Origin of the sequence: Labedaea rhizosphaerae (assembly GCF_004362825.1) — a bacterium.
GTDB lineage: Bacteria > Actinomycetota > Actinomycetes > Mycobacteriales > Pseudonocardiaceae > Labedaea > Labedaea rhizosphaerae.
Window position 1 is genome coordinate 245,807 of sequence record NZ_SNXZ01000002.1, and the last position, 26,584, is coordinate 272,390.

Annotated in this window: 20 protein-coding genes; 9 read left to right on the forward strand and 11 right to left on the reverse strand. The window is 70.2% G+C overall.

Annotation, left to right across the window (positions count from 1 at the left end):
* The first annotated feature begins 24 nt into the window (after positions 1-24).
* Positions 25-4,017, forward strand: a complete 3,993-nt coding sequence (locus EV186_RS10720; protein ID WP_133849091.1) for an eCIS core domain-containing protein — start codon at positions 25-27, stop codon at positions 4,015-4,017.
* 15 nt (positions 4,018-4,032) lie between these two features.
* On the opposite strand, the gene EV186_RS10725 is transcribed toward EV186_RS10720, so the two are convergent.
* The 6 genes from EV186_RS10725 to EV186_RS10750 all read right to left on the reverse strand — a co-directional run bounded on the left by EV186_RS10725 (position 4,033) and on the right by EV186_RS10750 (position 11,069).
* Positions 4,033-4,470, reverse strand: coding sequence for a CBS domain-containing protein (locus EV186_RS10725; RefSeq protein WP_133849092.1), 438 nt, complete (start codon positions 4,468-4,470; stop codon positions 4,033-4,035).
* Positions 4,471-4,795: 325 nt separating this feature from the next.
* Entirely contained in the window at positions 4,796-6,028 is a 1,233-nt protein-coding gene (locus tag EV186_RS10730) for an acetyl-CoA hydrolase/transferase family protein (RefSeq protein WP_133849093.1), read from the reverse strand.
* 132 nt (positions 6,029-6,160) lie between these two features.
* Complete coding sequence (locus EV186_RS10735; protein WP_133849094.1) at positions 6,161-8,428, reverse strand: FliH/SctL family protein; 2,268 nt, start codon at positions 8,426-8,428, stop codon at positions 6,161-6,163.
* Between the two features lie 37 nt (positions 8,429-8,465).
* Complete coding sequence (locus EV186_RS10740) at positions 8,466-9,434, reverse strand: hypothetical protein (RefSeq protein ID WP_133849095.1); 969 nt, start codon at positions 9,432-9,434, stop codon at positions 8,466-8,468.
* Positions 9,435-9,700: 266 nt separating this feature from the next.
* Positions 9,701-10,213: a DinB family protein gene (locus EV186_RS10745; RefSeq protein ID WP_133849096.1), complete on the reverse strand. Its 513-nt coding sequence runs from the start codon at positions 10,211-10,213 to the stop codon at positions 9,701-9,703.
* Between the two features lie 148 nt (positions 10,214-10,361).
* Positions 10,362-11,069, reverse strand: coding sequence for a DJ-1/PfpI family protein (locus tag EV186_RS10750; protein WP_133849097.1), 708 nt, complete (start codon positions 11,067-11,069; stop codon positions 10,362-10,364).
* A 113-nt stretch (positions 11,070-11,182) separates the two neighbouring features.
* Here EV186_RS10750 and EV186_RS10755 point away from each other — a divergent pair, with 113 nt between their 5' ends.
* The 4 genes from EV186_RS10755 (at position 11,183) to EV186_RS10770 (ending at position 15,960) form a co-directional block, all read left to right on the forward strand.
* Positions 11,183-12,148 carry a GlxA family transcriptional regulator gene (locus EV186_RS10755; RefSeq protein ID WP_133849098.1) on the forward strand — a complete coding sequence of 322 codons (966 nt, stop codon included), beginning with the start codon at positions 11,183-11,185 and terminating at the stop codon, positions 12,146-12,148.
* Between the two features lie 135 nt (positions 12,149-12,283).
* Positions 12,284-13,303, forward strand: a complete 1,020-nt coding sequence (locus EV186_RS10760) for a hypothetical protein (RefSeq protein WP_133849099.1) — start codon at positions 12,284-12,286, stop codon at positions 13,301-13,303.
* 24 nt (positions 13,304-13,327) lie between these two features.
* Entirely contained in the window at positions 13,328-15,373 is a 2,046-nt protein-coding gene (locus EV186_RS10765; protein ID WP_133849100.1) for an NHL repeat-containing protein, read from the forward strand.
* 119 nt (positions 15,374-15,492) lie between these two features.
* Entirely contained in the window at positions 15,493-15,960 is a 468-nt protein-coding gene (locus tag EV186_RS10770) for a GNAT family N-acetyltransferase (RefSeq protein ID WP_243753958.1), read from the forward strand.
* Between the two features lie 42 nt (positions 15,961-16,002).
* On the opposite strand, the gene EV186_RS10775 is transcribed toward EV186_RS10770, so the two are convergent.
* On the reverse strand, positions 16,003-17,064 hold the full coding sequence (locus EV186_RS10775) for a DUF5937 family protein (protein WP_133849102.1): 1,062 nt from the start codon (positions 17,062-17,064) through the stop codon (positions 16,003-16,005).
* A 128-nt stretch (positions 17,065-17,192) separates the two neighbouring features.
* Here EV186_RS10775 and EV186_RS10780 point away from each other — a divergent pair, with 128 nt between their 5' ends.
* Both EV186_RS10780 and EV186_RS10785 read left to right on the forward strand, forming a co-directional pair.
* Positions 17,193-18,485, forward strand: coding sequence for an MFS transporter (locus EV186_RS10780; protein WP_166659111.1), 1,293 nt, complete (start codon positions 17,193-17,195; stop codon positions 18,483-18,485).
* Complete coding sequence (locus tag EV186_RS10785; RefSeq protein WP_208115554.1) at positions 18,470-19,285, forward strand: LLM class F420-dependent oxidoreductase; 816 nt, start codon at positions 18,470-18,472, stop codon at positions 19,283-19,285. The genes EV186_RS10780 and EV186_RS10785 overlap by 16 nt, the downstream gene beginning before the upstream one ends.
* Before the next feature lie 23 nt (positions 19,286-19,308).
* On the opposite strand, the gene EV186_RS10790 is transcribed toward EV186_RS10785, so the two are convergent.
* The 3 genes from EV186_RS10790 to EV186_RS10800 form a co-directional block, all read right to left on the reverse strand.
* Positions 19,309-20,055: an SDR family NAD(P)-dependent oxidoreductase gene (locus EV186_RS10790; protein WP_133849104.1), complete on the reverse strand. Its 747-nt coding sequence runs from the start codon at positions 20,053-20,055 to the stop codon at positions 19,309-19,311.
* On the reverse strand, positions 20,052-20,810 hold the full coding sequence (locus EV186_RS10795) for a class I SAM-dependent methyltransferase (RefSeq protein ID WP_166659112.1): 759 nt from the start codon (positions 20,808-20,810) through the stop codon (positions 20,052-20,054). Before EV186_RS10795 ends, EV186_RS10790 begins: the two co-directional genes overlap by 4 nt.
* Positions 20,811-21,095: 285 nt before the next feature.
* Positions 21,096-22,313, reverse strand: coding sequence for a hypothetical protein (locus EV186_RS10800; RefSeq protein WP_243753959.1), 1,218 nt, complete (start codon positions 22,311-22,313; stop codon positions 21,096-21,098).
* Between the two features lie 113 nt (positions 22,314-22,426).
* Here EV186_RS10800 and EV186_RS10805 point away from each other — a divergent pair, with 113 nt between their 5' ends.
* Together EV186_RS10805 and EV186_RS10810 are read left to right on the forward strand one after the other, a co-directional pair.
* Positions 22,427-23,542: an epoxide hydrolase family protein gene (locus EV186_RS10805; protein ID WP_133849106.1), complete on the forward strand. Its 1,116-nt coding sequence runs from the start codon at positions 22,427-22,429 to the stop codon at positions 23,540-23,542.
* A gap of 4 nt (positions 23,543-23,546) precedes the next feature.
* Entirely contained in the window at positions 23,547-24,083 is a 537-nt protein-coding gene (locus EV186_RS10810; protein ID WP_133849107.1) for an RBBP9/YdeN family alpha/beta hydrolase, read from the forward strand.
* A 4-nt stretch (positions 24,084-24,087) separates the two neighbouring features.
* Here the strand turns inward: EV186_RS10810 and EV186_RS10815 are convergent, their stop codons facing one another.
* Complete coding sequence (locus EV186_RS10815; RefSeq protein ID WP_133849108.1) at positions 24,088-26,487, reverse strand: glycoside hydrolase family 32 protein; 2,400 nt, start codon at positions 26,485-26,487, stop codon at positions 24,088-24,090.
* Between the last annotated feature and the right edge of the window lie 97 nt (positions 26,488-26,584).

Sequence of the window (26,584 nt, forward strand, 5' to 3'; positions counted from 1 at the left end):
CACGCACGGCGGACATCTACTGGTGTGACGTCGCGCGAGCCGCAGGTGCAACGGGTCGAGGAAGCCGCATCGGTCACCGTCGCGCGTACCCGCGGTCCCGCGCCGGGGACGGTCGGCAATCGGGTGCTGAGCCGGTTGGCGGCCGCCGGTGTGGCGATGCCGGACCTCGCGGCCGGCGGCAACGCCGCGGCCGCGCGGTTCGTGCAGCGCTGCGGCCCGGTGCCCTGCGACTGCGACGACAAGGAACGCGAGGAGTACGACCAGCTGCACGGGGTGCACCGGCACGCCGACGGTCCCGCCCCGGTCGCCGGCCCGCCGCCGAGCTTCCTGAACACCATGGACGCGAGCGGGTCCGGCCAAGCGCTGCCCGGCGAGTTCCGGGCGGAGGCCGAGGCGAAGTTCGGCACCGATCTCGGCCACGTCCGCCTGCACACCGACGCCCCGGCCGCGCAGGCCGCCGCCCAGGTCGGCGCGCTGGCGTTCACCGTCGACAACGACGTCTACTTCGGCGCCGGGCAGTACCAGCCGGACACCGAAGCCGGGCAACGCCTGCTGGCCCACGAGCTGACCCACGTCGTGCAGGACGGCGCTGGACAAGGCGGCGCTGGTGTCCCGGCCACCTCGAGCAAGTGGGTCAGCCACCCGAACGACCCGGCGGAGCGGGCGGCCGAGGCCTCCGCCGCGGCGTTCATGGCCGACCGGCACCTCGGTGCCGTGGGCCACGCAGGTCACGGCCTGGCACGCGACGGAAACACCCCGCCGGCCGCCGAGACGCCGGTCGACCGCGTGGTGCGGATGATCAGGCAGGTCGAGGACCGCGAGGCGACGCTGAAGGCGTGCCTGGCCGTGGGCGGCCAATGGGACCAGGTCGAGCAGGCGTGGCAGGCCACGAAGGACCCGAGGTCGCTGCTGGACGCGGTGAAGAACCTCACCCAGGGCGCCGGTGACGCCGCCCGCGTCTACGCCTACCTGCGGTACGGGAACCTGCGCCTGGCGGACAAGCTGTTCATCGCGGGCATCGGCTCGGGCACCGACGAGGAGACGATCTACCGCCTGCTGCCCTCCATCCGCACCTCGCTGGGGCAGACCGCGGCGGAGTTCACCGAAAGCTATGGCACCAACGGGAAAACCTCCTACGGCGCCGAGTACACGACGGATGCGACGCTGCCCGACGGGCAGACGAACAAGATCGCCGGTTTCCTCGACGACGAGTTGTCCGGCGGCGACCAGATCAAGGCCAACGCCCTGCTCGCGTACGGCGAACTGCGCCCGGTCGACGAGGTCGAGATCGCGCTGAAGGCCACGCACATCGGCGCCGGCGACATCATGGCCGCGCTCGACAAGGTCCACCACAGCGCGCCGGACGGTCAGAAGCCGCAGGCCGAGGCGCAGTACAACCAGAGCTACCACCGCGAGCTGCGCCCGTTCCTCAGCGCCGAACTCGGCGAGGCGGGCCGCAACTTCGCCCGCGCCCGGATGATCCTGGACGGCGACTTCACGCCCATCAACCGGATCCGCATCGCCTGCGAGGCCTGGGTCGTCGACACCGCGCAGATCTTCGAGGCGCTCACCGACGCCACCCCGACGCAGGTGGCCGAGCTGAAGAAGGACTGGGAAGCGGGCGGGGAGGTCAAGAAGCTCGTCGACGGCAAGTGGACGATCTCCGGCGCCGAAGGCAAGCGGATCAAGACGTTCATCATGGGCGGTGGCACCGGGATGGAAGCCCGGCTCGCCCTGGCCGGGGTGGAGACCACCGACACCCAGGGCGTCATCCAGGCCGCGCTGAAGAGCCCCGAGACGCGCCGGGCGTTCGCCGACGAGTACCCGAAGAAGGCGGAGTTCTACCAGGCGTTCACCGGCGGCGGCGCGATCGGCGCCGCGATGCTGTGGGGCGATCGCCTCGTCTCCCCGGACTGGCATGTGCGGTTGAAGCTGGCCGTGGAGCTGCGCAGCGAGGAAGGCGTGAAGGACGTCCTGGTCACCATGGTCACCACGGACGCGGCCCGCGCCGAGATCCGCGCCGACGAGCCGACCATGGCCGTGCTGAAGGACATGAGCGGCTGGAGCGCCATCGAGCCGCTCACCGCACCACGCGAGGACCTGCAGGCCCGGTCGGTCTGGCTGGGTCAGCGCTTCGAGCGCGAGAAGGGCATGTGGGGCGACACCGCGTCGGCGGCGGCCTACGGCGATGAGAAGCGAGCCCTGGACGCCGAACTGGCCAAGGCCGTCGACCCGGCCCACCTCACCCCGGCCGAACGCGCCCGGATCCAGCCGCTGATCGCCGACGCCGAGAACGCGTTGAACGACTTCATCCAGGTGCGCGACCAGCTGGACGCCATCGCGATCCAGGTCGTCGGCACGATCGCCGGGTTGATGGCCACCGCGTTGACCGGCGGCGCCGCCGGGCCGGTGACGGCGAGCCTGCTGGCCCGGGTCGCGCTGGCCCAGGCGTGCGCCAACGTCGCCGCGGTGTGGGTGGTCAAGGGTGAGCGCACCACCGGCGGCGAGGCCACGCGGGCCTTCGCCGTCGGCGCGGTGACGGGCGCGTCCCAGCTGCTGGCCTCCGGCCCGGTGATGGGTGTGCTGTCCCAGGAGTACAAGGTCGCGCTGGCCACCGAGTCGGCGCAGGTCGCGGCGGCCGTGGCGGAACGGGAGTTCGCCGGCACCGGCCTCGGCGCGATGAAGGCCGCGGGCGAAGGGCTGGTGTCCAACTCGGTCGGCAGCGCCGTGGACACGGCGAGCCGGTCGGAGACCTGGCGCAAGGGCTTCATCGACGGCCTGCGGCAGACGTTCGAGAAGGCGGCCGAGGGCGGGATCACCGGAGCCGTCACCGGCGCGGCCGCGGAACTGTTCAGCGCGGCGGTGCGCGCCGCCGCCGCGGGCAAGGTCGCCGAGGCCAACCACCTGCTGGGTCAGCTGGAGACCCAGGTGCCGCCCGAGCAGGCCGCCGCCGCCCGCAGCGCGGTCACCGCGGAACTGCAGGACACGCTCGGTCACCCGCCGGGCACCGCGAAGGCGAATGAACAGCAGGCCCCGCTGCTGGCCGAGAGCGGCGGGCACGCCGACGCCGGCTCGCTGCCACCCGAGCACCTGGCCGCGGAGAAGGACGTGGTCAGCCGCAGCCGACCGCAACCGAGCAGCATCGAGGGCTACGTCGACGAGGTCGACCTGGGCAACGGCCACGTCTGGCGGCGCAAGCCGGACGGCAAGTGGTGCCGGTTCAGCACGCCCAGCGGCTGCGGCACCGAGATCGCCGCGCCGCCGATGTCGGCCGAGGCGCTGGCGCGGGTCGCGCGCAGCCCCGAGGAGCTGGTGGCACGGGCGCTGGCGCGGTTCGAGCAGAACAAGCTCACCCGCGAGGAGGCCCTGCACCTGCTGGGCCTGACCATGGACGAGCTGAAGGCGCTGGCCGCCCGCGCCCACACCGACAACGAGCTGAACGCGCTGCTGCAGGACCGGGCCAAGGCGATGGGCGTCGACGTGCGTGCCGACGCCCAGGAGGCCGGGCGTCCACAAGGGCCGGAGGGCGACGAGAACGTCGCCGACATGAACACCAAGAGCGCCGAGGACATCAAGGCCGAGGCGCTGGCCGGCACGCCGTTGCCGAACGCGACCGAGCGCAAGATGTTGCAGGCGGCCGTGGACGACGTGTCGACGCGCCTGCTGCACTCGCCCGAAGAGGCCGCGCAGTGGCTGTCCGAGGGCGAACGCAAGGCGGTCAACGCGAACCCCGGTAACCTGACCGCGATGTGCTTCGGCAACGCCGTCGAGCGGGCCGTGGCCCACGACCTGGAGACCATCCCCGCGCTCAAACGGTTCCTGCCGACCAAGCAACGCCCTGGAGTGTCCACTCCGGACATCCAGCTGCCCATCGGGCCCAACGGCGCCCGCGCGGCGGACATCTTCGCCAACTCGCCCCGCGGCACGGCCGCGCATGCGGGACGCTCCTACGCACCGTTCACCGAGTTCGTGACCTACCCGTCGCTACCGTCAGGCTGGCGTTTCCCCTCCCTGTGAGCCGGCTGCCCGCGATCAGATCGGGCCGCACGTGCGGGCCAGAGCTCGTGCGGCGACCTCGGCATCACTGCAGAAGCCGGTGAGCCTTTGCTTGAGGCACAACAGACCCAGCAGGGTGCCGTCGTCGTCGACCACCGCGAGCCGGCGCAAACCGCGGGCCAGCAACAGCTTGCGTGCTTGTTCGGCGGGCAGGGCGGCCGAGATCGTCCGGCCCCAGACCCGCGACCGGGTCAGCACGGGCTCGGCGCCGTCGAGGTCGTCGCGCAGGTCGCCGCGCACCACCGTGCCCACGAGGCGGCCGAACTCGGTGAGCAGGAGCATGTGGACGTGCTCGTCGGCGAAGCACGCGCGGGCTTGGTCGATGGTGGTGTCGGCGGGCAACGTCTTGGGCAGGCGCACCACCACTTCGCCGACCGTCTTGCCGTTCAGGTCCGGCGGCGTCGAGTCACACAAGGCTCTGCCGCTCCGGTGCCGGGTGGTCTCGCACGACGGCCGGCGCCGGAATGGGGGCCGGCGCCGCGCGAGCAGAGTCGTTGAACACCGGTCAAGGGTGCGGGACCACCCGGCGGCCGCTCGCCTGCCAGGTGTCCCGCATCGCGGTGACGTTGGTCCTCAACAGAACCGGCGCCCAGGAGACCGGCGTCAGCTGAGCGCGCCGGCGAGGGACCCGGCTCACCGTGGCGGGGGGCCGCCATGCCCTGGCCTGCTCGCGGCCACGTCCACCACCCTCGTCATCGGCTTGGCGGCGGTGCTGCTCGTGGTCGAACTCCAAACCCGCTCAGGTCAGCGGGAAACCGAGCAGGCGCCCGGCAGTGCGCAGTTCGGCGCGGGCGTCGGGGTGCGCCACCTGGTCGAGGATCTGCTGGGCCTGATCGGCGGCGTCGTGCCCCCAGATCGCGGCGGTGCCCTGCTCGCTGACGATGTAGCTGTGCTGGAACGAGGTGACCGGCCCGGCGAGCCGAGGAACGATCGTCGAGGTGTCCGCCTTGGGGTGCCACGAAGGCAGCGCGATGATCGCTTTGCCACCGGGTGAGTGCAGAGCACCGACGACGAAGTCGGTCTGCCCGCCGAACCCGGAGTAGATCGCACCACGCACCCGGCTGGCGTTGGCCTGCGCGAACAGGTCGACCTCGAGAGCGCCGTTGACCGACACGAGAGCCCGTTGCCGGGCGATCAGGCCGGGGTCGTTGGTCTTCTCCGTACGCAGCAACCGCACCCTCGGGTTGCGGTCCACCCATGCGTACAGGCGCGGGCTGCCGAACACGAAGGACGCGGTGACCGGGATTTCCGGGTTCAGGGCCCCGGCTTCGTCCAGCGCCAGCACGCCGTCGCTGAACATCTCCGACCACACGGCGAGCCCGCGGTGGGCGGTCAACGCGGCGAGCACGGCGTCCGGCACGGCACCGATGCCCAGTTGCAGGGTCGCCGCGTCGGGCACCAGCCCGGCCACCCGTTCGCCGATCGACCGGGACACCGCGCCGACCGGCCGGGGCACCGGGCTCGGCAACGGTTCCTCGGCCTCGATCGCGTAGTCGAGTTCCGCCGTGGCCAGCACGGCGTCGCCGTAGGTGTAGGGCATGCGAGGGTTGAGCTGGGCGATCACCAGGCCGCCGCGGGCCCGCGCCGCTTCGATCGCCGCGGGCAGGATGTTCACCTCGGTGCCCAACGACACCGTGCCGTCAACCGGCACGGAGGTCTGGACCAGGACCACGTCCACGGGCAGCGTCTGAGCGAACATCGTGGGCACCAGCGACAACCGGGACGGGAAGTACCGCAACCCCGCCTTGCCGCGCATCCCCGCGCCGACGAACGGCGTCTCGAGCACGACGCCGTCCCGATCGGGGATGCCGTGCTGGGCGTTGAGCATGAACAACCGGTACGCCTCGACCGTGCGGTCGAGGACCGCCAGCAGGCGCATCGGGGTGGCGAAGTTCCCGCCCGCCACGACCCTGGGCACGCCCGGCAGACCGGACAGCACGCTCGCGAGGCGAGCTTCGGTGATCGTCCGCACGCGTCAGTATCCCCTGCCGGGCGCGGCCGCTATCGCATCGCGGGTGTGGCGGCAAGCCGCGCCCCTGGCCGGATGAAAGAGGGATCGGGAGCTCGCCCCTGATGTGAGCTCCCGATCCCCGCCGAGGTCCGCCTACGCGGCCAGCATGGCGATCGCCTTGGTCATGGGGATGACCGTGGCGAAACCGGCGGTGGAGTTGAAGATGCTCTGGCTCACGCTGGAACTGCTGTGCTTGGCGTGTTCCAGCCCCGACGCCCACCGGTGGGTGCCCGACTGTGCGACGAACAGCGGGTACGTCTCCGCGGTGTAGGTGTCCTCGCACCGGACGTGGTACCAGGTGCCGGGCGTGGGGGTCCTGCCGTCGAGCACCACGTGGTCCTTGGCGATCTCCACCCCGAGCCAGCCGTTCTTGCCGCTGGGCGCGGGCAAGCTCGCCGGGTCGAGCTGCGACGGGAGCCACTGCCCGGTCGCCGGGCTGTAGTAGCCCCACACCTCGTGGGACTCGTCGCCCGCGGGCGCATAGCTGATCGACACGAAGTACTGGATCTTGGCGGGGTCGTCGGCGAACCTGGTCTTCGCCTGGTTCGTGCGGTTCCACTTGTAGGTCGTGCCACCCACCTCGTACTCCTCGACGAGCCCCTTGGGCGGCTTGGCGAACTCCTTCACGGTGAAGGCCTTGATCGCCAGGCCGTGGAAGTCCATCTTGACCAGCGTGGCCATCGACAAGAAGCTGAAGTGCACGTCATCGACGATCTTGTTCAGGCTCTCGGCGTCCTCGATCTGCGCCGGCGTCCGCGGGAAGATCGACACGATCTTCTTGGTGATCTTGTCGACGATCAGTTCCAGGAAGAAGTTGACCATGCCGATGGCGCCGCCGGCGAACTCGAGCTTCGCCTCCATCTTGTCGGCCGCGGTCAGTGCCGTGTCGCCGAGCTTCTCCTTGAGCTTGGCCACGTCCAGCTTGAACTCGAACTGACCGGTGTCGCCCTTCTCCACGAACTGGGCGGCGGTCTCGATGCCGGCCAGTTCCTTCGCCTGCTCCTTGAGCTCCTTCAGTCCGATCTTCTTGGCGGCGGCGGACATCTTCGTCTTCATCTCGGCGGTCAGCTTGCCCTCCAGCTCGGCCCGGATGTAGGCGCCGAAGTCGTCGACCTTGGCCTTCACGGGCTGCAACGCCTCGACGATGGCCGCCTCGGCGTCGTTCTTGAGGGTGGCGACCTGGCCCTTCCCCTTCGACAGCTTCTCGATCCTCCGTCCGGCGCTCTCCAGGATCTTCTCGGAGTCCTCGATGCATGCCTTGAAGTACTGCTTGGTGCTGGACATCACGATGGTCTTCGCCAGGTCGGTCAGCGGCATCACGATCTCGGAAACGCCGGGCGGGCTGGCCAGCAAGCCGCCCTGCAGCGCGGTCTGGACCGACTTGAGCGTGAGGTCCAGTACCTGCATGCGGGTGTGCATGACGTAGCGCGCGATCGCCAGCGGGTCCTTGTCCATCTTGGCCTTGGCTTCGGTCAGGGCGTGGTTCTTGGCGAAGTTCTTGACCTCGTACTCCAGTTCCGCGGCCTCGGCGGCCATCTCGGCGGCCGCGATGGCGTTGCTGATGGCACGGAAGACCACGCCGGTCACCCGGTTGTTCTTGAGTCCGAACTCGACGAAGCCGGTGACCGTCCGCAGGAAACCGCCCGCCTGCTTGATGTCCTGCACCGTGCCGTTCTTGACCATCGACGCCTTGATCGCGGCCGACTCGACCTCCGCGGTCATCCAGTGCGCCGAGTTGTTGAAGCCCTCGATCGCCGACTCGACCTTGAGGAACTGCTTCTTCGCGTTCTTGTGGTATTCCTTGGCCAACTCGGTGGCAAACCCGCCCGTCGTGGCGAGGCTGGTCGGCAGGGCCCGGTTGGTCTTGCCCCGCGCCTTGGTCAGCTCGGCGGCAACCCTGGTCCGCCACAGCTCGCCGTCGTTGACGGCCTTCTGGACCATCTTGATGTGGCCCTCGAGATCGGCGTCCGCCAACGCCTTGCGGATGGCGTCGACCGGGGTCTTGGACATGAACTGGTGCCCGCTGAGCTCCTTCTGCGTGGCGAGCAACTTCTCGCCGATCTTCACCTCTTTGTCGAAGAACGCCGTTAGGTGCTCGATGTCCGCGGCGAGGCCTTCCAGCTCGGTCACCTCGACCGAGACACCGCGGTCCTTCGCCCGCTCCTGCGCGGCGTTCGCGAGCTGAGCCGCGCTCGCGGCGGCGGTCAGCTCGGTCGCCACCTCCGGATGGACGACCCCGGCCGTGATGACGCCCTGCACGACCAACCGCATCGTGCCGTCCGGGTCGAATGTCCCCTTGTGCTCCTTCTTCTTGCCATGGACAACGTTCTTGACCTTCTTCGTCACGTCGTTCAGGTCCATCGCTTCCGCACCCCTTCAAGGCGTTGGTGGTTTGCCGTCAGTTGGCCATGGCCTCGCCGACGAGCTTGAGGAGCTCGGTCTGGGTGAGGGTCTCGATGCCTTCGATCTTGCGAAGCTCGGCGAGGATCTCCTCGGCGACCACGGCTTCGACGGTCGCGGGGACGGCGTCTTCGTCCGGCTCGGGCAAGCCCGTCTCGGGACGGCCGGTCTCGGGCTCCGGCGGCGCCGGCTGGAGTGCTTCCAGCTCCACCTTTTCGCGCAGGTCCGGCAACTCGGCCGCCGTGATCCACGTGTCGTTGACCAGATTGCTTTGCGCGTAGCGGTAGTCCTGCGTTTCGGCGTCGAACCGGCGCCACCAGCCCCGGTAGGTCTCCCAGCCCTCGTCGGTGCTCGCGTCCACGGCGTCCGCGTGGATGGCCTGCGCGAGCATCACGTCCTGGGTGGCCCAGGTGTCGTCCTTGCGGTTCGACTGGGCGTAGCGGTAGTCCTGTTGTTCTTCGTCGTAGCGGCGCCACCAGCCGGCGAAGCTGCGCCAGGCGTCGTCGGTGGCCAGATCGACCGCGTCGGAGTGGATGCCGGAGTCGTCGCCGGCCAAGCCGTCGCCGTTGAGGGGGATCCAGCCGCGTTCCTCGTCCCAGCGGTGCTCACCCTGCTCACCGGCCTGCCACCCGGAGCCGTCCCAGAACATGCCGGTGATCCGGTCGGCGGCGTACTCCTGGTCCTCGTCGCTGGCGTAGCGCCCGGTCGGGCGGCGGTAGTCGAGCAGCCTGCCGATCATGAACCTGGCTGCGTCCCCGCGGGCGTTCTCGTCGGCGGCCAGTTGCTCCAGCGCGGCCTGTAGGTCCGGAGTGGCCGCGGAGTAGACCGTGTAGAGGCTGTAACCCTCGTCGGTGGTCCACTCCCGGCCGAAGGTGTCGTCGAGGCGCTTGCGCAGTTCCGCGGTCTGCGCGTCGCCGTCGTCGACCGTCCAGCCGAGGTTCTCCCACAACTGTTGCTGATCCAGCATGTGCCCTCCTCCGTCGCCGCACTGTTCGGGAACCTTGGAATAATCGGCTCGGAATGCGGCGTGTGCGACGCCTCAAGGGCAACAAGAAGGGCACCTGGCCAAGCGCCCGATCGAGCAGCGTGACCAGGCCTTCGGCCGGTTCGGCGTGCCCCATCGGCCACGGCATCGGCCGATTCCGTGCCCGCGGGTGCTATTGCTCGTGTGTGCACCTGGAACCGCCGGAATTCGGCGTCCACAATGGACCTATGACGACCCGGCGGCTTCGGTCATCGGCGGAGGGTGAGCTGGCGCTGGTGGAAGGCGAAGTGCTGGGCCGGGTAGCGGTAGAGGTCGGCGAGGGTCATGTACGGCTGGAAGAACGGATCCCAGCGGGTCGGGTAGTGCATCCCGCGCGCCAGGTCCACTTCGTCGGCGCGATCCAGGCTTCGGTGCAGCGATGCAACGATGTGGTCGAGCCAGCGCGCCGCACGATGCGGGCCGATCAGGCCGCCGCCGCACGAACCGAGGTAGTTGATCACGTTGAACGGCCCGGTCGCCGCGTTCAGCACCGCGGCGAACCCGCGGCTCACCGGGTCCGGCAGGCGCCCGAACACGCGCACGAGGACCAGCAGGGCACGCACGATCTGGTAGCCGAACACGAGGTGGAACAGCAACTGCTGGTTGGTCCACCGGGTGCCCTCGGAGCGCCGGTGCAGGTCGGCGGTCGTGGCGGCGGCCACCAGGTCATGGAAGGCGATGCGGTCTCGTTCCCACTGCTCGTGCACGTTCCGCCGGTCCATGGCGCCACCCTCTCAGCGCGCTCGGTTTCCTCCCCGCAGGGTCCCACCGATGAGCTGAGAGCGTGCCCCAGTGCTCCTGTACGCAGGATGACCGCGGGCACCCCCAGTCGTGGCCCGCGGTCATCCTCGCCGCGTGGGCGGCAGGCGCTCAGCGGCCCGTCCGCACGCGGTCGACCAGCCGGTTCCAGGCGATCAACGGCTTGACCAACGTCTGCTTGAAGTCCGTCCGTTCGTCGAGCAACTGCTTGGCGCGCTTGCGAACCGGCTGCGAAGCCTTGCTGAGGTGACCGGCGTCGAACGGCGGCTGCGGGTCGTACTCGATGGTGAGCTGGATGGCCTCGGCCAGTTCCCGGCCGGCGAGCTCACCGGCCAGCCACAGGGCGAGGTCGATGCCGGCGGACACCCCCGCCGCGGTGACGACCTTGCCCGAACGCACGATCCGCTCATCCGGGCGCGGCGTGGCACCCATCGCCTTCAACGGCCCCATGGCCACCCAATGCGACGTGGCCGGCTTCCCGGCGAGGATTCCCGCCGCCGCCAGGATGAGCGACCCGCTGCACACCGAGGTGGTCCACGTCGTGGTCTCGTGCACCGCGCGCAGCCAGGCGAGGATTTCCTTGTCCACCATGGCCGTCGGCGTGGTCATGCCGCCCGGCACCAGCACGAGGTCCGGCGCCGGTGTCTCGTCGAGGGTGTGGGTGACGCCGAGCAGCAACGCCTGCCCGTCGGCGGTCAGCGGACCGGTTTCCTTGCCCACGAAGCGGATCTCGGCGCCGGGCAGGCGGCTCAGCACCTCGTACGGGCCCACGGCGTCCAGCGCGGTGGTGCCCGGGTACAACAGGATGGCGATCTGCACACCCCGACCCAACGACGGACGGCACCCGCGGGGCAAGGCGCCGCGGCACACGTGGCCGGAATCCTGGGAAACCTGTCCGGACCGACACGCCCCGGGGCTTCTAGCATGGGCTCGTGCACAAGCGACCAGTGGTCGTCGTCGGTTATGACGGGCTCGAACTGCTGGACGTCGCCAGCGTGACGAGCTGTCTCGACCTGGCCAACCGGCTCGGCGCGACACCCGCCTACGACGTCCGGTTCGCCACGCTGTCCGGTGCACCCGCGCGCTGCGACTCGGGGCTCGCCCTGCCCGCGCAGGTGGCGTTGTCAGACGTAACCGGCTCGGTGCACACGCTCATCGTCTCCGGTGGCCTCGGGCACAAGGCAGCGGCGGCCGACGCCGGTCTGCTCGCGCAGGTACGACGGCTCGCCCGCCGAGCGCGCCGGGTGGCATCGGTGTGCACGGGGGCGACCGTGCTGGCCGCGACCGGGCTGCTCGACGGCCGCCGCGTCACCACGCACTGGCACTACGCGGACGAACTGGCCGCCGCGTATCCCGCGGTCCAGGTCGACGCCGCACCGATCTTCGTGCGCGACGACAAGGTGTGGACCTCGGGCGGCGTGACGGCGGCCCTCGACCTCGCCCTGGCTTTTGTGGAGGCCGACCACGGCGCGGAGCGGGCCCGCTGGGTGGCCATGGGGCTGGTGACGTACCTGCAGCGGCCGGGGAACCAGGCGCAGATGAGCATGTTCGTGCGCGCCCGCCGCCCCGAGCACGACGTGGTGCGCCGCGTCGTCGACCACGCCACCGCCCACCCCGGCGCGGACCTGTGCACGGCGCGGCTGGCCTCGGTGGCCGGGGTCAGCGAGCGGCACCTCACCCGGTTGCTGGTGGAGCACGCCGGCCAGACCCCGGCCCGGATGGTGCGCCAGATCCGGTTGGAGGCGGCGGCGACGGCCCTGGTCACCACCGACGAACCCGTGGCGACGATCGCCAAGGCGACCGGGTTCCGGTCCGGCGAGACGTTGCGGCAGGCATTCCACGCGTGGTTCGGCATCTCCCCCACGCACTACCGCTCCGTGCACCGCGGGAAGGCCTGAGGCGCGCAACAGCACCCCGGAACCGCTCCCCCACTGGGTAACCGATCCAGTCGCCTCCACCCATTGCCAACCGGCGCACCGTCCCTAGAATACGGTCTAGACCGTAATTCGGTAGCACCGATGAGGAGGTCCGACTTGAACGTCCGCTCCCTGGCCGCGGCGGCGGTGCTCGCCCTGACCGCCGGCCTGCTGGTCACCACGCCCGCACAGGCGGCGACATCCGTGACCTTCACCCCGCAGACGATCTTGGCTCCCATGCTTCCGAAAGAGGGGGTCGACCAGAACGTCACGCCTGTCGGCTCCGTCTCCCTGGACATGACCGCCACGCAGACCGCCTACGTGGTCTCGAAGATGCGGGTCAACGACGCGACCGTCCGAAGCCTGTTCGACAACGAAGTCGTCTGCCATGGTCCGGGCGGCTGGAGCAAGAACATGGTGATCGGGCAGAACGTGTACGACGTGGACTCGGGTTCACCGCTGCAGGACGTGACGCTCTACACCCGCTTCCTCGTCCACCCGGGCGTCGCGGGCACGGTCACCTGCACCGCGAACGTGCGGGGCAACTCGCTCAGCCGCACCAGCAGCGCGACCTACCGGTTGGTCAGCGGCTACCTCATGTTCGCCGACACCTCGGTCACCAACGCCACGAACGGGCAACCAGTCCAGTCCAGCGTGAGCGTCGGGGTGCATCCCCTCGACCAGGACACCCCGGTACAGCGGCTGCCCGCTCTCGACTACTTCGACCTCCCCTCGACCGTGCAGGGACTCAACGTCGTCGGCGATGTCGAGCTGATGGTCTGCCGACCGTACGCGTCCACGCCCTGCGACAGGTACGGGTCGGCGACGGTGAAGTTCACGCTCTTCATCAACCAGTGGAAGTCCGATGGCTCGCTGTGCAAGACCGACAGCAGCATCGCGGTCACACAAACGGTGCCGTACTGGGTGCACCACAAATACGTGCCGCTCAACAAGGCGGACTTCACCGTGAGCACGGCGCCGGGCTGCATCCCCCGGTTCAACGCCTACGTCAAGGAGGAGTGGCTGGGTGGTGAGACCTCAGGCATCCAAGGGGTCTCGCCCGACCTCCCCGACGGGCGTGGCTCGACAACCACGCACGACTCCGACATGAGCCACGCCTACGTCCTGCCGTACTGAATCGTCCACTTTGGAGCAACCGCCATGCCGCTGCTGAGCCGGCTGATGGTCGCGGCCGTGGTCACCGCCCTCACGGTGACCACGGCCGAGGTCGCCACCGCCGCTGACCATCCGCAGTACACCGACCGCGGGGTCATTCCCTTGACCGCGACGACCACGTCCGGCGGAGAGACCGCACGGATGCCGGACGGCACGTACCGGACCTGGCTCGCCGTGACCGGCCTGCCCAGCACCGGCACGCCCGCGTACCTCGCCGAGATCGACCCGTTCACCCGCACGGTCTTGCACAAGTACCCGATGGAGAACGCGTCCGGTGCGTGGGGCGTCTCCGTCGCGGACAACGGCGACGTGTACGTCGCCACCAACATCCAAGGCGATTTGTTCTATCTGCCTTGGGGTTCCCCGCAGATCCAGGACGTGGGCCGGCCGCTGCCCGACGTGAGCTTCCTGTGGGAGGGCGACACCGACGAGCACGGCACGTTCTACGTCGGCACCTACCACGGGTACGCGACCGGCGCGCTGCCCCCGGCCCACCTGGTGAGCTGGAGCCCGAAGACCCGCAAGTACCGCGACTACGGCACGTTCGGCGAGCGCTACACGTACGTGCGCTCGGTCGAGTACGCCGACGGCCAGCTGTACGTCGGGGTCGGCCCGTTCACCGCGTTCTTCCGGGTCGACCCGGTCACCGGCGCGAAGACCGAGATCGCACTGCCGCCCGGGGTCTCCGGCGACAAGTACACCTACCAGCTCGACGACGCGGGCGGGTTCCTGTACGTGCTCTTCGCCGGCGGCGTGCAACCGGCGGTCGGCTGGGTCTACGACCTCAAGCGCCGGCAGTGGAGCCGCAAGGGGAACCTCGGCCCGTACGCCGGGCAGTCGGTGACGAGCGCGTCCCGCAACGGTGAGGTGTACCTGGTGCGCGGCGGCGAACTCGTGGCGTACCAGCCGCACAACGGACGGTTCCGGTCGACCGGGTTCGCCGGCTACGTGGACCGCGGCGGCCTGACGGCGGCCAAGGGCCTGGAGCGGACCGTCGATCCGGCCACCGGCCACGAGGTCATCGTGGGCGGCCAGTCGGACGGTCAGATGTTCGCGTACGACACGGTGACCAAGCGTGGCTCGATCGGCCGCGTCGACGGATTGACCGGCACGCCAACGGATCCGCGCTCGATCGGCGTGGGACCGGACGGCCGCGTGTACGGCGGCGGCTACTTCTCCGGCGGCCTCGTCGCCTGGGACCCGGCCACCGCCAAGTGGACGGTGTACGACTTCTACCACCAGATCGAGGCCATCGCCACGCACAAGGGCATCGTCTACCTCGGGGTGTACCCGAACGCCGAGATCTACGCGTACGACCCGGCCCAGCCGTTCGGGGCGAACAACCCGAAGAAGGTGTTCGACCTGAAGGCCGAGGGGCAAGAACGACCGTGGACCCTGGTCTCGGCGGGTGACTACCTGGCCGTCGGTACCACGCCGAAGAACTCGGAAACCGAGGGCGCGCTTGCCCTCTACAACCCCGCCGACGGAACGCACCGGGTCTTCAAGGGGATCGCCGGACCACAGCAGATCAGCGCCCTGACCTATCGCGACGGCGTCGTCTACGGCGGTTCCCTGGGCTGCTGTTCGCCCCGGCAGGACGGCAAGGTGTTCGCGCTCGACGTCGCCTCCGGGCAGAAGCTGTGGGAGACCGTGCCGATCCCCGGCGAACTGGGCGTGAACGGTCTGGCGTTCGACGGGCAGGGCCGGCTGTTCGGCGTCACCGCGGGCACGGGCTTCGAGCTCGACCCGGGGACGCGGCAGGTGCTCCGCACGAAGGAGTATGCCGCTTGGGACTGGGGTCCGGTCATCGGTTTCACGCCACGGACGGTGAACCTGGCGTACGACCCGGATGACGGATACCTGTACGGCACAGCCGTCGGCACCTTCCTGCGCATCGACCCGGACACGATGACCAACACCGCGCCGGGGGTACCGGCACAGCCCAGCCTCTTCGCCACCTCGAGCGACGGCACCGGCCCGAAGTACTTCCTGCAATCCAACAACCACCTGATCGAGAGCCGCTGGCACTGACACCGCGAGTCGGCTCGGCCCGGGGCCGCGCAGGGCCCGGGCGGAGCCGACTCCACATGCACCGACAGCCGACCCACGCGATTTACCACCACGAAACATCGGCACGGCAGTCTGGGCCCGTGTCCCTTCGGATAGAGCGAGCCGACTTCGCCGACCCGCGGCTCGAGCGGTTCCTGCAGGCGCACCTGGAAGACCTGGCTCCCACGGCTCCCGCCGAGAGCAGGCACGCCCTCGACATGGCCGCACTTGCGGCTCCGGAGGTCCGGCTCTGGGTCGTCCGCGACACCGCCGACGACGACATCGTCGGCACCGGCGCGCTCGCGCCAGTGGCGGCCCGGCACGAGGAACTGAAGAGCATGCGCACCGATCCGGCGCGACGCGGCCAAGGCATCGCGCGGAACCTGCTCGACTACCTGATCCAGGACGCCAAGGATCGGGGCATCGAGCGCATCTCCCTGGAGACCGGCAGCATGGCCTTCTTCGCCCCGGCACGCGCTCTGTACGCCAGAGCAGGCTTCACCCCTTGCTCGCCGTTCGGGAGCTACCGGGACGACCCGCACAGCACCTACATGTCGCGCAGTGTCTGAGCCGGGCACATCCCTGCCCGCCGGGATGATCGCGGCCGTGGTTCAGCGCCCGAGGACGTCCACCAGTTGCTGCCCCAGGCCGGTGCAGGCCGCTATGTCCAAGCGGTAGGTCACATAGCGGCCGCGGCGCGCGGAGATCAGCAGGCCGGCCGCCTTCAGCACCGCGAGGTGCCGGGACACCTCCGGCGCCGTCACCTGCCAGAAGTCGGCCAGCTCGCCGGTCGTGTGCGGGCCTCGGGCCAGCGTGCGGCAAAAACGCAGGCGCAGCGGGTGCGCCAGCGCGGTCAACCGGGCATCCAGCTCCTCCACCCGCAACACCGGACGCGGGTCCCAGCCCGGTGCCGGGTAGTGGAGCACGGGCTGCCAACCGGTGGCGTACACGATGGTCATGTGCGGTGCGCCGTACGCGCTCGGGATGAGCGTCAGCCCGTCGCGACCGTCCGCGCTCTGGTCCTGCAGCTTGTCGATCGTCAGGGTGCCGCGCTCGGTGTCGACCCCGATCGCGTGCGAGATCCGGCCGAGGGCGCCGATGCCCTCGCGGGCCAGGTCGAAGCGCCGCCGGTCGGCTTCCTCGGTCAGCGCTGGGCGGACGCGGTCCCAGACCGCGCCGAAGAAGGCCGACTCGCAGGCGAGCAGGAAGCGACGTACCCGTTCGCGCTCGGTGGCGGGATCGGCGAGCACCCGCTCGGCCCACGCCGCCTGCTGGGGTCCGCGGGCACGTGCGGCAGCCAGCGCCCGCTCTCGCACGACCGCATCGCTCAGCGGCGACCACGTCCGCGGCGCCGGTGAGGTGGCCCGGTGGGCGGCGAGCGCCGCGGCGACCCAGCGCTCGTCGTCCAAGCGGTCGACGCCGTCGAGTTCCTCGCGCAGGCTCGGGCGTGGATCGGGCGGGAACAGGAAGTCGGCCCGGCCGGAGTACCAGAGCAGGCTGAACTCCTCGAGCTCTCCGGCCAACTCCGCCGAAACGGCCAAGGCCGTGGCCGTGTCTTGGTGGTGCTGCGGCTCCGCGAGCACGTGCAACACCGCGCCGAGCTCCGCGAGCGGCGACGGCCTTACCCGGATCCGATCGGCCGGCAGGCCGGAGAGGTCGACGGAGGTAACCACGATGCGATCCTGACAGGGGATCGTGGCCGGGCGGACCGATTGACCCGGTTCGTCAATCGGCGAGCCCCGGATTGACGACGCCGGCCAACCCGGCTCAGTTGGCCGCCGCATGGCCTGACCATCGCGCCGTGACGACCACCCGTACGACCCTTCGCGAACTGGTCCGCATCCCCGGCGGCCGCCGCTACGCGCTCAGCGCCACCGTCGAGGCAGCGACCTCCGGGCTGCTGCGCCCGTTCATCGTGATCTACGCCGTGCTGATCGGGCTCAGCGCGCCGCAGGCCGGGTTAACCCTGACCCTCGGCATGCTGGCCGGCCTCGGCGCCGTGCCGCTCGCCGGGCGCTGGATCGACCGCGGGGCCCGGCGCGCTCCCGCCGTCGCCGCGCTCCTGGTCAGGGCGGTGGGATCGCTGCTGCTCGCCCTGGTGCCCGGCATCGCCGGCTTCGCGGTCGGGGCGGTGCTCATCGGTGTCGGGACGCAGATCGCGCCACCCACCAATTCCGCGCTGGTCGCCGCGCTCGCCGGTCCGGTCCAGCGTACGGCGGCGCTGGCCGCGGGCCGCTCGCTGCGCAACGCCGGTCTTGGGGCCGGCGCCCTGCTCGGCACGGTCCTGGTCGCGAGCGGGCCGCAGGTGCTCCGCTGGCTCGCGCTGGCGACGGCGCTCGGGTGCGCGTTCGGCGCGGCGGTGATCGCCCGGGTGCCGCTCCCCCATCACGAGGTCCCCGCTCCGGTTGCGGCGCCGAGGGAAGCGCGCGGCGCCGGCCTCCGCGCCGTGTCCATCCTGGCCCTGGCCGGCATTCCGTACGCGTTCTACGCCGACATCCTCGAGATCGCCGTGCCATTGCTGCTGGTGCGGGACCTGCACGCGTCCCTGGCGTGGTCCTCGGGCATCTTCGTGGCCAACACGGTCATGGTGATCGCGCTGCAGCTGGTCGTGGTGGTGCGCCTCGCGAAGTGGCCGCACCGCACCGTGCTGTTCTGGTCCGGCGTGGTGCTTGCCGCCTCCTACCTCGGTTTCTGGCTCGGCGGGGCGATCGGCGGCGGCCCCGGCACGGTGCTCGTCGCGCTGGTCGTCGTGCCCTACACGCTGGGCGAGATCCTCTACACCGGAAGCGGTGTGCCGCTGGTGATCGAGTCGGCACCGCCGCACCTGGTGGGGCGCGCGCTCGCCCGCTGGCAGCTCAGCTACGGCCTGGCCCGGGCCGTCGACCCCGTCGTCATCACCGGCCTGCTCAGCCTGGGCGCGGCGGCGCTGTGGCCACCACTGGCCGCCGCGACCCTGCTGGGCGCGGCGACGGTGCGGCTGAGCATTCGGCGGCCTCGAGGGTCTCGACGACCTCGTTCGTACCAACCGGCAAGCAGCCCCCTTGCGGGACGTGCCGATCGTGTACATGATCGCGGCCCATGGACCTCGGCGTGATCATGTTCAACGGCTACGCACTTCCCCCGGCCGATCTGGCCCGAGCCGTGGAGGAGCGCGGCTTCGAATCCCTGTTCTTCCCCGAGCACACCCACGTGCCGGTGCGCAGCAGCCACCCCGACGGCCGCGACATGCGCCGCTACTCGCGGGCGTTCGATCCCTTCGTCAGCCTCGGCGCGGCCGCGGCGGTCACCACGCGGATCAAGCTCGGCACCGCGGTCTGCCTTGTCGCGCAACGGGATCCGATCATCACGGCCAAGGAAGTGGCCACCGTCGACCACCTGTCCGGCGGGCGGATGCTGTTCGGCGTCGGCGCGGGCTGGAACCGCGAGGAGATGGCCAACCACGGCACGGACCCGCGCACCCGCATGGTGCTGCTGGCCGAGCGGATCAAGGCGATGAAGGCGATCTGGACCGAGGAGGAGGCGGAGTTCCACGGCAAGCTGGTCGACTTCGACCCGATCTGGTTGTGGCCCAAGCCGGTGCGCCGGCCGCACCCGCCGGTGCTGGTCGGCGGCAGCGGGCCGACCACCGAGGACCGGGTGCTGGACTTCGGCGACGAGTGGTTCCCGCAACTGGAGTCCTACCCGAGCATCGAGGAACTCGGTGCTCGGATCGCGGCGCTGCGCGAACGCGCGGGCAGGCGTGTCCCGGTGACGCTGTTCGAGGTGCCGCCCGACCGCGACACCATCGACCGGCTCGAGGCCGTCGGCGTCGACCGCTGCTTGCTGGGTCTGCGCGCCGAGAACGCGGCCGACGGACTGTCCAATTTGGACGTGCTGGCCGGCGTGCTGCGCTGACCGGCGCCGGTCGAGCCCGCGGTTCACCGTGGCGCGACGACCCCGAGGCCGCCGTGCACCGGGATCACGATGCCCGTGATCCCGGCGGCGAGCGGGCTGACCAGGAACGCCGAGGCGGCGGCGATCTCCTCCGGGCGCATCAGCCGGCCCATCGGCACCCGGGCGGCGAGGCGCCGGTAGCCCTCGTCCGGGTCGCCGGTCGCGGCCATCAGCCCGGCGATCGCGGGCGTGTCCGTGGTGCCGGGCGCGACGCCGTTGACCCGGATGCCCTCGCCGATCAGATCGGCCGCGGTGGCCAGGGTGAGCGCGTGCATCGCGCCCTTGCTGGCCGCGTACATCGCGCGGTCGGGCAGGCCGATCGCGTTGACCACCGAGCAGGTGTTGACGATCGACGCGTTCGCCGAGCGGCGCAGGTGCGGCAGGACCGCCCTGGTGGCCCGGATGGCGCCGTACACGTTCACGTCGTAGACCTGGGCCCACTCGGCGAGGTCCCCGTCGGCGATGGTGCCCGCGGTGCCGGCGATCGCCGCGTTGTTGACCAGCGCGTCGAGGTGGCCGAACCGCTCGGCGATCGCGTCGACGCCCGCTCGCACGGCCGCGTCGTCCCGCAGGTCGCACTCGATGCCCAGCGCCGGTTCGGGCACGGCCGAGGGGTCCAGGTCGAGCACGCCGACCTCGGCGCCCCGCTCCAGCAGCAACCGGGTGGTGGCCAGGCCGATGCCGGACCCGCCACCGGTGACGACGGCGACGAGCCCGGTCAACTCACTCACACTTGCTCCGGGCGGTAGCCCCACGTGCCGGCCATGACCGGGCCGTGCCCGAAGAACGTCGGGTCGTGCATGAGCTCTTCGAACGCGTCGAAGTCGGCGTGCGTGGCCAGGCCCGCTTCGATCGCCCGTTCACGGGACATCGCGACGGTGCGCCGCCACATGTCGGCGACCGGCGTGCCGCCCTGCACCACGTGCCCGTGGAGGTCCACCCCGACGTCGACGTAGCCGAGCTCACCCAGCAAGGCGGGCAGTCGTTGCATGAAGCTGGAGTCGGTGCCGACCAGGGTCGCCGTGGCCTTGTCGTAGGCGTTCATGCCGGTCCGGTACACGTCGTTCTCGGTCGCGTTGACCGGGTACCAGCACATTCCCTCGACGACCAGCACGCCACCCGGCTTGAGCCACCGGAACAGTTTGCGCAAAATGTTCGCCCGTTCCGGCAAATGGCTCAACAGCAGTCGTGCGTGAATGAGGTCGAAAGTTGCTTCCGGGAATTCTTCGGTGACCAGGTCGTGCCGGCGGACGCGCACGTTCTCGGCTTGCAGGTCACCCAGGAAGCGGGTGTCGATATCGGTCGCGGTGACCATGCCGTCGGGCACCTGCGCGGCCAGCCACCGCGCGACGGAACCCGCACCGGCGCCCAGTTCCAGGCAATGCCAGTGCGTCTTGATGGCGACCTGGCTCAGGGTGTCGAAACTGCCTTGGTCGTAGGCCAGTTCCAGGCTGGCGAGCCGCTGGCGCTCTGCTTCAGTGGACACGAAAAGACGGTCGCCGTACTTTCCCACACACGTCCCCACAAATAGATGGTTTGTGATTCCACGGTTGTTCGCGCTCGGCCAACCGTAAAGGTTTGACAAAACTTTTTCTGTCAAACAGGTGCTACGATACTGCCCATGTCAAGATCTGCCCGGACGCACTGGTAGCCGGGCAATCTTTGTCACCTGATCGGCCGAATACGGACAACTCGCCGACCGCGGACGTCCCAGCCGACCCCGGTCAGAGACCGCTCGCCATCTTCGCACACGCCCCGACGCCGACGCCAGCTACCGGATGGTCGAACCGCTCACCACCGGATGGCCCGCGCCGAGGAAGAAGATCCCGCGAAAACCTTGCGTTTCGAAGCCGGCACTGGGGTTGCGGCGCAAGGTCGAACCCTCGATGCGCAGGGTGCCGCTGCGGTCGTTGCTCACGTAGAAGATCGCGCCACCGCCCTCGTTGGCGTGATTGTCCTCGATGATCGTGCCCGCGACGCGCACCGTGTACTGGTTCCCGTCGGTGTAGATCGCCCCGCCGCTGCCACCGCCGGGGGTCGACGCGCGGGCCGGGTTGGCGCCGGTGCCGACCGCGGAGTTGTCGCTGAACACGCTGTTGAGCACCACCCAGGACACCCCGATGCTGCTCAGCGCGCCGCCGTTGGCGCACACCCCGCGGTCGAACGTGCTGCCGACCACGTACACCGGTCGCCCGCCCGACTGGCTCAGCACCCGCAGCGCGGCGCCGCCGAGGTCGGGACCCGTTCGGTCGCAACGGTTGCGGACGAACCGCGAGTTGACCACCTTCACCCGGCCGCCGCGCACGAAGACCGCGCCGCCACCACCGCCCTCGGTGTGCTCGCCGGTGGAGTTGCCGTCGGCGAAGGTCAGGTTCTGCAGGGTCAGCCGCGGTTGGTCCTGGTCCTGGCAGTGCGAGGTGGTGTAGCCCTGGGCCGGGTCGCAGGTGTTCATGTAGAAGATGCGCCGCTTGCCGCCGCCGCTGAGGGTGACAAGGCCACCGCCGTCCAGCACCACCTTCGCGCTTTTGTTGCGCACCTTGGCCGTCGCGGTCAACGTGATGGTCACCGGCGCGGGGCCGCAGTCGAAGGTGATCACACCACCTGCGGCGACGGCCGACACCACGGCGGCCGACGTGCAACTGGCGGCGGTTCCGGTGCCGATGACCCTGGTGGGTTTGCTGGTGTCCTCGGCCCGGGCCTCCGCCGGCACGGCCGCCCGGCCTGCGGGATTGCCTGCCGGGGCCGGCTTGGCCGGTGACGTCTTGCTGACCGTGGCCTTTGTGGTCTTCGTGGTCGTCGGCGTCGATGCGGTCGTGGCTGGGGCCGACGTCGTCGTGCCGGACGGTGCAGGCGTCGGGGTCGAGGCGCCCGTGCCGACCCCGGCGGTCGTCGAGCTGCACCCGGCGACGACCACGAGCACGGCCAGCGCCACGGTCAACGCGCTGATCAGCGCGCCACGGCTGCGCGCGGGTAACCAACCTTCATTCATGATCATCTCCGGATCGCCGGCCTGCGCGTCGCCACGACAGTAGAGCCCGGCCGCGGCCGGCCCGTCCCGAGCCCCGGGTGTCGATTTCGTGGCGGGCCGATCGTCGTGGTGGCATGACCGAGATCCAGCCCTACCGCATCCAGGTGCCCGAACAGGAACTCGCGGACTTGCGCGCGCGGCTCGCCGCCGTGCGGTGGGCGCCCGAACCCGCAGGTGGCGACCAGGGGTACGGCGTGCCGCTGGCCAAGGTGCGCGAGCTGGTCACGCACTGGCGGGAGCGCTACGACTGGCGCGCCTGGGAAGCGCGGCTCAACGCCCACGCCCAGTTCACCACCACGATCGACGGGACGAACGTGCACTTCATCCACGTCCGGTCGCCGGAGCCGGACGCGGTGCCGCTGATCCTGAGCCACGGCTGGCCCGGCACGCTGGTGGAGTTCCTCGACGTGATCGGGCCGCTCACCGATCCCCGTGCCCACGGGCTCGACTCCGCCATCGCGTTCGACGTGGTGATCCCGTCGTTGCCCGGCTTCGGTTTCTCCGGACCCACTCCGGACACCGGCTGGGGGCCGCGGCGGATCGCGCGGGCCTGGCTCGAACTGCTGGCGCGACTGGGTTACCGGCGCTTCGCCGCCGCCGGCAACGACTGGGGTTCCTACATCACCGCCGAGCTGGCGCACCTCGCCCCCGAGGCCATGATCGGCGGCCACGTCACCCAGGCCTGGCCGGCCCCGCCCGAGGACGAGCCCGACTGGCCGAGCAAACTGTCCGAACGCGACACCCGGGTGCTCGCCGACTTCCAGGACCTGTACGCCCACCACGCTTCCTACGGCGCGGTGCACGGCCAGCAGCCGCAGACCCTCGCCCACGCCCTGGCCGACTCACCGACCGGGTTGCTGGGCTGGAACGCCCAGGCCATGGGCGGGCTGGACCCCGAGATCCTGCTCACCCACGTCGCCATCCACTGGCTGACCGGCACCGCGGGCTCGGCGATCCGCATCTACGCCGAACACTCGCGGGAACCGGCCTGGCCCACGCCCACGACGGTGCCCATGGCCGTGGCCCAGTTCCCCGACGACCTCGGCTCGATCCGCTACCTCGCCGAACGCGCGCATTCGCGGATCGTGTCGTGGAACGAGTACGACCGGGGCAGCCACTACGCCACCCACGACGCCACCGACCTCTGGTTGTCCGACCTCCGGACCTTCTTCACCGCAGTGAAAGGCTGACGACATGACCCGCAAAGCGATCATCTTCCACGGCACCAACGGCACCCCGGACGTGGTGTGGCTGCCCTGGCTGCGTGCGCAGCTGACCAACCGCGACTACACCGTGACGGCACCGCACTATCCCACCCTGAACGTGGAGCCGATCGACACCTTCCTGCCCAAGGTGCTCGCCGACCACACCTTCGACGCGGACACCGTCCTCATCGGACACTCGGGTGGTGCGGCCCTGCTGCTGGCGGTTCTGCAGCACATCGACACCGCGGTCGCCCAGGCCATCCTCGTCGCCGGGTACGCCACGCAGCCCAACACCGACGACGAGCCCGTCCTGCAGGACAGCTACGACTGGGCCGCGATCAGGTCCCACGTCCGCGACATCTACTTCGTCAACTCGCGCAACGACCCCTACGGCTGCGACGACCGGCAAGGCCGCGCCATGTTCGACGAGCTCGGTGGCACGCAGATCATCCGCGACGACGGCCATTTCGGCGACCACGACCAGCCCTACCCCACCTTCGACCTGATCGACCGGCTCATCGACTGACCGCTCAACCGATCGTCAGGTGTTGCGCGGTGGTGTTGGCGCTGAAGGCGTTCACGCCGAACCGGCCGGACGAGTACGTGGCGTCGGTCGCGTCGATCACCGGGTCGGCACCGTTGTCCAGCCACACCTGGATGCGGTCGCCGGCCGTCCGCACCCGCACGTGGTAGGTCCTGCCTTCCACGATCGGCGCGTCGTGGACGGCGATGTCCTTGCCCGGGCGCCACAACTTCAGCACGCCGCTGGTGTCGATCGTCGCCGTGTAGCCGGCCCCGTCGGCACCGGCGCGGAAGGTCAGCCCGGTCGCCACGCCGTTGGTGACGGACAGGTCGCCCTCGTAGGTGAAGTCGCTGCCGGTGCGGTCGCTGAGGTAGAAGCCGTTCGACTGGGCGGTCCCGTGCAGCCCGGCCGGGGTGACCGTCCACGTGCCACTGGCCGGGGTCCACGCACCCGAGGGAAAGGCGTCGAAACCACCCGGGCCGGTGTTCAGGTTCTGCACGGTGGCCGTGCCGTTGAACACGTTCACCCCGAACCGGCCCGAGGGGTAGGTGGCATCCGTCGCGTCGATGATCGGGTCGGCCCCGTTGTCCAGCCACACCCGGATGCGCGGGCCGTCGGTGCGCACGGTCAGGTGGTAGGTCCGCCCCTTGGCGATCGGGGTCTGGTGGGTGGCGATGTCCTTGCCCGGGCGCCACAGCTTCACCACGCCACTGGCGTCGATGTTCGCCGTGTACCCGGCGCCGGATGCGTCCGCGTGGAAGGTCAGCCCGGCCGCCTGCGCGGTGTCCAGCCGCAGGTCGCCCTGGTAGACGGCATCGGCGCCGGTGCTCGCGCTCAGGTAGAAGCCGTCGCCGGCGGTCTGCGCCTGCTTGCCGCCGCTGACGTCGGACCACGCGCCGCCGTTGGCGTGCCACGGTCCGGCCAGGTTGCTCTCCAAAGTGGACTGACCGGTGCCCCAGCTGGTGCCGAGCCGGGTGAACGTGGCGTTCGTCAGCCGCACCGTGCCGTCGGTGGCGAACAGGCGGATGCCGAGGCTCTGCGCCGAGGAGTCGAAGTTGACGTTGTCGGCCACGGAGAACCGGCCGTCGTCGCCGAAGATCTCCAGCTGGCCGCGGTCCACCAGCAGGTGCATGGTCACCTCGCCGTCGCGGGGCGCCAGCGGTTTGCCGTACAAGGTGCCCGCGGCCCGGTCGTACACCACGCTGCGGTCCGCGCTGCCGTCGGCGCGGGTGTGCAGGTCGAAGCCGAACCTGGCCGCGGTCGCGTGGCGCACGTCGAAGGTCGCCGTGATCTCGTAGGTGTCGGCCTTGATGCCGTCGAACAGGTTGCCGGTCGAGCGGACCGTCTGGTTGCGCCAGCTCTTGCTGTCCTCGCGCAGGGAAGCGAGCTCCGCGACCGGGGTGCGGGTGATCTGCGGCCCGTCGGGCGAGTCCACGAGGGCCAGCGTCGCGGGGAACGTCGCGTCGCCGGTCCACGTGCTGCCGTAGTTGCCGCCCTGCCACGCCATCTGCACGACGCGGCCGTCGGGGGTGTCGTGGAAGGTCTCGGCGGCGTAGAACGTCCCGCCGGCGTATGTCGTGCCGAGGTTCATGACCTTCGGCGCCGGCCGGTCGGTGTGGAAGGCCTTGCCGTCGAAGCTGCCCACGACGTACTGGCTCGACGCCGACGTGAGCACCCACTGCGGCGTGCCGTTCAACGGGAGCTGGAACAGACCGGGGCACTCGAAGAGCCAGTCCGCGGCGTAGCGGCTGGCGAAGGTCCACTTGAGCAGGTTCGGCGAGGTGTAGATGTTCACGCCGTTGCCGCCCTCGTTGGACCAGACCACCATCACCCACTGCTGGTGGTCGGCGTCCCAGACGACGTTCGGGTCGCGGCTGTCGGCCGGGATGTCGATCTGCTTGCGGCCCTCGTCGTAGGCCTGGAAGCTGCGGCCGTTGTCGTTGCTGTAGAAGATGCTGACTCCGTCGGTGTTGGAGAACACCACGATCGGGTCGAGCGCGCCGGTCTTGAGCCCGGACGTGTTGGCCTTGTCGACCACTCCCCCGCCGGAGAACAACGTGCCCGGGTGGACGCCGGGTTCGAGCGCGATCGGCTTCTGCGTCCAGTGCACCAGGTCCGGGCTCGTCGCGTGGCCCCAGTGCATCGTGTCCCAGGCCAGGCCGTGCGGGTTGTGCTGGTAGAAGAAGTGGTAGAGCCCGTTGGCGTAGACCAGCCCGTTGGGGTCGTTCATCCAGCCCGACTGCGAGCTGAAGTGGAACTGCCCGCGGTAGGGCTCGGAATAGCTCGTTGGCTGGTACGGGAACTCCGGGTAGTCCCACACCGTGCCCGCCGACGCGGTGGTGCCCGGCACGAACAGACCCGATGCCGCCAACAGGACGATCGGTAACAGCCGAACCCAGCGGACCATCCGGACCCACCTCCGCACCGTGAACACCGTTGTTTACCGAAAGCATTGGTCAACCACGACCGCCCCACAACGGTTTGCGCAAGCCGCGGCCACTTCC